This window comes from Phormidesmis sp. 146-12 (genome assembly GCF_052939495.1).
This window is the reverse complement of sequence record NZ_JBJPHS010000078.1, coordinates 23168-31592: the sequence shown is the minus strand read 5'-3', so window position 1 is coordinate 31592 and position 8425 is coordinate 23168. Positions and strand designations below refer to the sequence as shown.

Here is an 8425-nt window from a genome sequence, read left to right as displayed (position 1 = left end):
AATTTACTGTCCTCTCTTGCATTCCGGCTTCCTAGTTTTGTCAGTCAAGCAGGTGAGGGACTTTGAACTGGAATTCTTGTCTTAAAGTCCCCCAAAATTGGGGGGTTGGGGGGCGGAAGTGCAAAATAACGAAGCGAAAAATTCTAACGAACTGACGTGTTTTTAAGGAGTCGATCGTCAGTAGATACTGAGTGCTAAAAATAACTTCAATAAAGTTAATGCCATCAAGCCCGTAAATTCACACAAGAGTTGACGAGAGTTTTGTAAATTCTCTAATACGCTTGGGCATTCTGAAAGAACTTGTAGAACGTGCTGATTTCAACCGCCATCTTTTAAAGAAACTTCAACGAGCCGACTTCAAAAAGAGTCAAAGCAACGGTTGAGAAAGGAGGATTGCTCCACGTAGTTACGAACGGAATTTGCTCAAAGGTCAACTCCAAATTCCACCTCCTACATTCAGCGCTTCTATCAACGGTGTGCCTGTGAGAACGATGAAAAATTCTATCTATCAGTCAATTGGTTCGAGGCTATTTCTCTATGTGTTAGGCAGTGCCCTCGTCGGTTTGGGTGGAATGTCCTATTTCTTTTATCAAGCGTTAGAAAGCCGCGCCAAAGATGAGATTCGGGGCAACTTGAGCACGCAGGTCAAATCGATCGAAGGTGAGCTTGCCAGCGTTGAGCAGTCCATGACCAACCTATCTGCTGTCGTCAAAACCAGCCATCGACAGGGCCTTCGAGACTCAAAATTTTACGATCAATTGATTTTTGATTTGTTTCAACAACGGTCTTCTCTGACGATGGCGCTTGGCTTTGGTCAAACTGCTTTTCAAGTGATGCCCGATCGCCAGTGGTATTGGCCCTACTTCTACGTCGATCAAAAAAATCCCGAACAAATTGGCAAACTGCTGCCGCCACCCCACGCTGATATTCGATTTTCAGACCTGTTTCAAGACGATGACTACCCCAAAAAAGCCTACTACACCGATGTCATCGCCGCTAGAAAAAACATTTGGCTGGAACCATATCAATGGTACGGACTGACACTCACCACCTATACCGGGCCCATTTTTGATGACCAAGATCGCATCATTGGCATCACCGGACTTGATATTAACGTCACGGCTTTGAGCGATCGGGTTAAGGTTCCGGTGACTGAGGGCGGCGGCTACTTCGCCATCTTGAGCGAAAAGGGCAATCTGATCGCCTATCCGCCCAACCCTCAAAAAGCAAAAGCGCTGGCGACCTACAAAGATATTCCCCAACTCGTCAATGTCTGGAAGCAAATTGGCACCCAGGAAACTGGACTAGTGCTATCGGATAATCAATACTGGGCTTATCAACGCATTCGAGGCACTCAGTGGGTGATGATTGCGGCGGTGCCTCAGTCGGTGGTTTTGGTTCCGGCCCTTTCGATCACAGGAATCGGAGCCTTAAGCGCGGGTGCAGTTTTGGCGCTGGTCGTCACGCTATTTGTACGTCGTCTCAATCGCCGTCTAGAACCCATTCTTCAGGAGTGCCAAAAACTTGCAGAAGCGGATGCTCAGAGAGCATTTCGGCTGAGTGACGGAACAGGATTAGCCCCCACCCACACCCCCAAAATTGAAGTGCAAGGGGCTGATGAATTAGATGTCTTGGCGCAGTCGTTTCATCAAATGGCCGCTCAACTCAAAGAGTCGTTTGAGGAATTAGAAAATCGAGTGGATCAACGCACTGCCGAACTCAAAAAAGCCAAGGAAATCGCGGATGGAGCCAACACCGCGAAGAGTGAATTTTTGGCCAACATGAGCCATGAGTTACGCACTCCACTCAATGGGATCTTGGGCTATACACAAATTCTGCAACGCTCTAAAACGATGAGTCAAAAAGAGCAGCAGGGGATTGAGATTATTCATCAGTGTGGCTCTCATTTACTAACATTAATTAACGACATTCTTGACCTCTCTAAGATTGAAGCTCAGAAGATGGAGCTTTATCCTAAAGATTTCCATTTTCCAACTTTTTTGCAAGGCGTGGTAGAGATTTGTCGGATTCGAGCCGAGCAGAAGAGTATTTCTTTTTCCTATCAGTTTGAAGATCACATTCCAGTCGGAGTTTATGCAGATGAAAAACGCCTGAGACAGGTTCTGATCAATCTGTTGGGAAATGCGATTAAGTTTACCGATCGCGGTGCCGTCACGCTTCGAGTCAAGTCGCAGGCCAAAGAAAATTTACAGCACACTATTTGCTTTGAGGTCGAAGATACAGGTGTAGGAATGACTGCTGACCAATTAGAAAACATCTTCTTACCCTTTGAGCAAGTTGGCAGTCGCGATCGTCACTCAGAAGGAACTGGATTAGGGTTAGCAATCAGTCGCAAAATTGTCGAAATGATGGGAGGCACGATCGCCGTCACCAGTCAAAAAGCACAAGGTAGCCGCTTTTGGTTTGAAGTTGAAATTCCGGAAGCCACTGATTGGGTAAAAATCTCTAAAGAAGCGCAACAGAGAAGAATTTTGGGATATGTGGGTGAAAAACATAAAATTTTAGTCATCGACGATCGCTGGGAAAATCGGTCGATCGTGACCCACTTACTCACCCCGATCGGATTTCAACTGTTTGAAGCTAACGACGGTCAAGAGGGTTTAGATAAAACGTTTGAGGTATTGCCTGATTTGGTAATTACGGATTTAACCATGCCCGTTATGAATGGCTTAGAGTTTCTCAAACATCTAAAAGAGTTTCCTCAATTTCGGCAGTTGAAAGTAATCATCTCCTCGGCTAACGTGTTTGAATCTGATCAAAAAATCAGCTTGGCGGCAGGAGCAGTTGAGTTTTTGCCAAAGCCTGTTCAGGCAGATCAGCTCTTAGAAATGCTGCAAACTCATCTCAATTTAGAATGGATTTATGAGCAGGTTAATGAGCCAGATAAATCTGAAGCGATCGCTGCTTCCTCTGACATTGTGCCTCCCTCAATAGAACAGTTGAATCAATTGCATCATTTAGCGATGTCGGGCCGTCTCAAAACGCTAAAAGAGCAGCTAGAAAAGCTAGAAACGTCGGATATGCAGTATGTAGCTTTTGTACGATTAATGGTTAAATTGATCGAAGATTTTCAAGTTGAAAAAGTTCAGAAATTCATCGAACAGTTTTTATCAAGCGCTCAATCTAAGGCTGATCTCAATTAGACATTCAAAATCAAAGCTTGATGCAGCATCCGCTCATTAACTAACGTCATCTTTTTAATTTCAAGCGAGTCGAATCCTGTATGCACACTCTAAAAGACCTTTCTGAAGCAAACGTCATCCTCATCGTCGATGACAACCCGGCTAACCTACGAGTACTTTCTGAATCACTAGCAGAAGACGGTTTTGAGGTTGCAGTTGCCACCAGCGGTGAAGGCGCAATTAAGCAAGCTCGACATAATCCACCCGATTTGATTTTACTAGACATTCAAATGCCCGGAATCGATGGCTTTGAAACCTGTCGCCGCTTAAAGTCCAGCCTCGATACTTCTAACATTCCCATTCTCTTTATGACAGCCCTTTCTGACACTGACGATAAAGTTAAAGGCTTGGGCTTAGGAGCGGTTGATTACATTACAAAACCATTTCAACAAGAGGAAGTTTTAGCACGGGTCAAAGTTCACATTCAGCTTCGTGATTTTTCTAAAAGATTGGAAACTCAAAATAGCTTACTCAAGCGGTTTGCTGAAACGATGGAACAAAAAGTAGTCGAACGAACGATCGAGCTTCAGCAGGCACAATTACAACTCGTTCAGCAAGAAAAACTCTCTGCTTTGGGTCAGTTGGTTGCAGGCGTTGCCCACGAGATTAATCACCCAGTCAACTTCATCTACGGCAATCTAAATCCTGCTCAACAATACGCCCAGGGTCTACTGGAACTCATCCAACTCTATGAAGCAAACTATCCTCATTCACCACAAGAGATTCAAGAGAAAATTAGAACGATCGACCTTGAATTTCTCCGAGAAGATCTGCCCAAATTACTCAATTCCATGCAGTTTGGAACTGAGCGAATTCGAGAAATTGTACTGTCATTGCGAAACTTTTTTCGTCTAGATGAGGCAGACTTCAAACAAGTTAACCTGCACGATTGACTCAGCAGCACCTTTTTGACCCCTTTTTTACTACCAAATCAGTTGGCAAAGGAGCAGAATTTGTAATTGAAATTCCAGTCTCCTACCCAAAAGCCGCAGACGTGCGTTTAGGAAAAGCCACACTTACCAACTTTTATCAAAGACAAGATTTGTACTAAAGAATTTCTCAAATCAACCCTGTAGGCGCTCGATCGCTCTAATCAACCTCAGTAGCTCGCAAATAAATATTTTTAGTCGGTGCCAAGCCGTCAGATGGAGCGATTGGTAAGCGAAGTGGAGAAGTCCGTCGATATCATGAAATTATGAATCCGCTAAAGGTTTGATCACAGCGATCGACCGAGTTTTTGATCTATGCTCAGAGTGGATTTACGGACGAAGAACTTGTATGACACTGACCGAAGAAATACGGAGGTTAACCCAACGGCTTGATACTCAGTCCCAAATATTGGCCGAGGAACAGCGATCGCGTCAACAACTCGAATCAGCGCTTCAAAAATCAGAAGAGAAGTTTACCAAGGCGTTTCGGTCAAACCCCGCAGCGATGATGATCACGAGCGACGATCGCATCCTCGACGTAAATTCAAGTTTTTGCCAGCTTTTGGGATACGCCCCCCCGGAAGTATTGGGCAAATCAACGCAGGAATTGAATTTGTGGGCAGCGGGCGAGCGCGATCGCTGGCATCACAGTCTGCATGAGGCTGGCGCTGTAGACAAAAAAGAGTTTGAAGTTTTTAACAAGGCCGGTGAGTTAGAGCTGGTCTTGGTGTCGGCAGAGACGATCGACCTGGACGGCGAAATAGCAGTCTTGACAACCGCTCAGAGCTTGGGCAATCGTAAGTCTCTGACCCAGGCGCTGCTTGAGAAAGAAGAGTTTTTACGCAGCATTTATGAGGGAGTGGGGCAGTCAATTTTTGTGATCGATGTCGAAGACGATCAATTTCGCTATGCCGGGTTCAATCCCATTTGCGAACGAATCACCGGAATTTCTTCTCTCGATGCCCAGGGCAAAACCCCCCAACAGATTCATGGGCGCGAATTTGCTGCCAGCGTCAATCAGCATTATCAAAACTGTCTCAGTGCCGGAGAAAGCATCACCTATGAGGAGTATCTGCCGTTTCAAGGACAAGAACTCTGGTGGCTGACGACGCTCACGCCTCTGAGAAATGCTGACGATCGTATCTATCGCATTGTCGGCACCAGTATTAATGTCACCTCGCGCATCTTACGCAGCATTTATGAAGGCGTGGGCCAGTCGATTTTTGTGATCGATGTCGAAGGGGATGAGTTTCGCTATGCCGGGTTTAACCCGACCTGTGAGCGGCTGACAGGCATCTCCTCGACAGAGGCTCAGGGCAAAACGCCCCAGCAGATTCACACGACGGACTTTGCAGCGATCGTCACTCAGCACTATCGAGACTGTCTAACCAGTGAAGCCAGCGTTACTTACGAGGAGTTTCTTCCCTTTCAAGGACAAGAACTCTGGTGGTTGACGACGCTTACGCCGCTACGAGATGCCTACTCCCAGGTCTATCGGATTATTGGCACCAGCTTAAACGTCACGCCTCAGAAACACATCGAGGCCGCCTTGTCTCGATCGCAAGCCAAACTCAATGATGTGATCAATAGTGCAGGGGCGGCGATCGTCAGCTTTCGTCTGTTTGCCATTGGAGACTGGGAGTATGAATACTGCTCGGCGGGGACTGAGATTGTTTTTGGGTACACCCAGGAAGATGCGATCGCGGATCAAAATGTCTGGATGTCACGGGTACATGCAGACGATCTCGAAACCGTTGTGCTGCCAAATTATCAAAAGTTTTTTGCCGAACGCACAGTCACAGTCACCATAGAGTATCGGTTTCATCACGGTGACGGCTCTCTCAGATGGATTTCTGGTACTTATGCGTCGCGGCGGGATCACAGCGATAATTGTTGGGTCGTCACCGTCGTCAGCCACGACATCACGCAGAGAAAACAGCTAGAACTCGCCCTACAAGCGTCAGAACTCAAACTCAGCGACGTTCTCAAAGGGGCGATCGTGGTTTTAGGTAGCAGTCGTGTTTATCCCAATGGCGCTTGGACGCTGGACTATGTATCTCCTGGCAGCGAGGCGATCTATGGCTACACCGCAGAAGAATTGTTGGCGGACAAACAGCTTTTCAGGTCGCGGGTCGATCCCCAGGATTTAGAAACCGTCTTTGGCGCACAGATCGAGCCAATCAAGGCCAAAAAAACCATCAGCTACGAATTTCGGTTTTGGCACAAAGACGATCGCCTCTGCTGGATTGCTCATACCTTAAGCTCTCGATGGGATGAGGCGGCCCACTGCTGGGTCGTGACAACCGTCGCAACAGACATAACCGATCTCAAACAGACCGAAGCCGCCTTACAAAAAAGTGAAGAACAGCGTCGTCTGGCTCTAGAATTTGCCCACATTGGCAGTTGGGATTGGAACCTGATCACCAATGTCACGACCTGGAATGACATTCACTTTTATCTACTGGGGCTGACACCCGGTGAAGTCGAGTCAAGTCAACAATCCTGGAGCGATCGTGTCCATCCAGAAGATTTGCAGCGAATCGAGCAAGCCAAAGACCAGTCGCTGATATCGCAGACCGATTACTCAGAAGAATATCGGGTGATTTATCCAGATGGGCAGATTTTTTGGGTGTTGGGCAAAGGTCGAGCGATTTATGATGCGGACGATTGCCCCGTGCGGATGGTTGGCGTGATCATGGACATCACCGAGCGCAAACAATCAGAATTTGCCCTACAAGCCAGCGAAGAGCGGCTACAACTCGTTCTCGATGCCAACAACGACGGAATTTGGGATTGGGATATTTCGACTCAGCAGGTCTTTCGATCGCGCCGCTGGCAAGAGATTTCGGGCTATGGGATGGAGGAAGCGATCGAGTCTTCAGACTGGCTAAATTTACTGCATCCCGATGATCTAGAAACCGTGCTCACAGCGCGTCAGGCTTATTTTGCTCGACAGACTCCTCAATACGTCGTCGAATTTCGGCTGCGCTGCAAAGACGGCACTTACAAATGGTGTGAGTCTCGCGGTACGGCTCAATGGGACAAAAATGGACAACCCATTCGCATGGTCGGGTCGCTGAGAGACATTACCGAACGCAAACGCGGATCAACCGAACTCAAACAAGCCAAAGAAGCCGCCGAAGCTGCCAATCTAGCCAAAAGCACTTTTTTAGCCAACATGAATCACGAATTGCGGACGCCCCTGGCGGTCATTCTGGGCTGTAGCGAACTTTTGCGATACGACAAGTCGCTCAACGAAAAACAAAAAGCACGGCTGGCGACGATCGAGCGCAGTGTCCAACATCTCCTCGATCTGATCAACAACGTGTTAGAACTCTCCAAAATTGAGGTCGGTGCCGCCAAAGTCAATCTCAGCGAGGTCAATCTCTCAATCCTGCTGCAAAATCTAGAGGAAATGTTTCGGGTACAGGCAGACGCAAAAGGCATTCGGTTGATGGTCGATCGTGCGCCTGAGTTGCCAGACCTGGTGCAAACCGATGAAGGAAAACTGCGGCAAGTCGTGATCAATCTCCTCAGCAATGCGGTGAAATTTACCGAGCAAGGAAGCGTCAAGCTGCGGGTTTGGGGAGAGACGACCGCCCAATCGTCCTTTCTGCACTTTGAGGTGTCTGATACTGGGCCGGGCATTGCGCCCACAGAAATCGACACGGTGTTTGACGCATTTGTGCAAACGGAAACAGGGCGAAAGTCTAAAAAAGGCACGGGGCTGGGGTTGGCGATCAGTCGGCAGTTTGTCCAACTGTTGGGCGGGCAGATTACCGTCCGGAGTGGAGTCGGACAGGGGACGCTGTTTGCCGTCAAGATTCCTGCTCAGTTTGACCCCTGCCCATTGCAACCGCTAAGTCGAGAACAGGTTGATTTGTCTGTGATCCCCCCTGTGCGCGATCGTCCGCTCAAGTCTTTAGTGAGTAGAATGCCCAGAGAATGGACGGTTGAGCTTCAGCGATCGGCCCTGCGCCTAAATGCCGATCGCTGCCTGCGTCTGATTGAGCAGATTCCTCCCGATTTTGGTGATCTTGCTCAGAGATTGAGCGATCTGGTCGCAAACTTTCAGTTTGATGCACTGGTCGAGTTGACAAAAGACTAAACTCTTCAAACAGCCGAAAGAACTGATGTCAGCCCTCTTTTATCTGTTTGAAACCTGCTGTAAACGTAAAGAGACTCCTTTAAAATCAGAAATAATGCTTCAATAAAACTCAAGGAGTTTCTGTTTGGAGGGGGTTAGCGCTAAAATTGTCAATATTCTCTACATAAAACATAACTCTGCTGACT

The 8425-nt window shown here is 47.5% G+C and carries 3 protein-coding genes; all 3 read left to right on the top strand.

Annotated features, from left to right (window positions below):
- Positions 1-491: 491 nt before the first annotated feature.
- The 3 genes from ACKFKF_RS25440 to ACKFKF_RS25430 all read left to right on the top strand — a co-directional run bounded on the left by ACKFKF_RS25440 (position 492) and on the right by ACKFKF_RS25430 (position 8240).
- Positions 492-3164 carry an ATP-binding protein gene (locus ACKFKF_RS25440; RefSeq protein WP_446870237.1) on the top strand — a complete coding sequence of 891 codons (2673 nt, stop codon included), beginning with the start codon at positions 492-494 and terminating at the stop codon, positions 3162-3164.
- An 80-nt stretch (positions 3165-3244) separates the two neighbouring features.
- Positions 3245-4096, top strand: a complete 852-nt coding sequence (locus ACKFKF_RS25435) for a response regulator (RefSeq protein WP_446870236.1) — start codon at positions 3245-3247, stop codon at positions 4094-4096.
- Positions 4097-4481: 385 nt separating this feature from the next.
- Positions 4482-8240, top strand: coding sequence for a PAS domain S-box protein (locus ACKFKF_RS25430; RefSeq protein ID WP_446870235.1), 3759 nt, complete (start codon positions 4482-4484; stop codon positions 8238-8240).
- Positions 8241-8425 lie beyond the last annotated feature (185 nt).

Coding starts and splice junctions, on each gene's coding strand:
- ACKFKF_RS25440 (WP_446870237.1), top strand. CDS start 492: ATGAAAAATTCTATCTATCAGTCAATTGGTTCGAGGCTATTTCTCTAT.
- ACKFKF_RS25435 (WP_446870236.1), top strand. CDS start 3,245: ATGCACACTCTAAAAGACCTTTCTGAAGCAAACGTCATCCTCATCGTC.
- ACKFKF_RS25430 (WP_446870235.1), top strand. CDS start 4,482: ATGACACTGACCGAAGAAATACGGAGGTTAACCCAACGGCTTGATACT.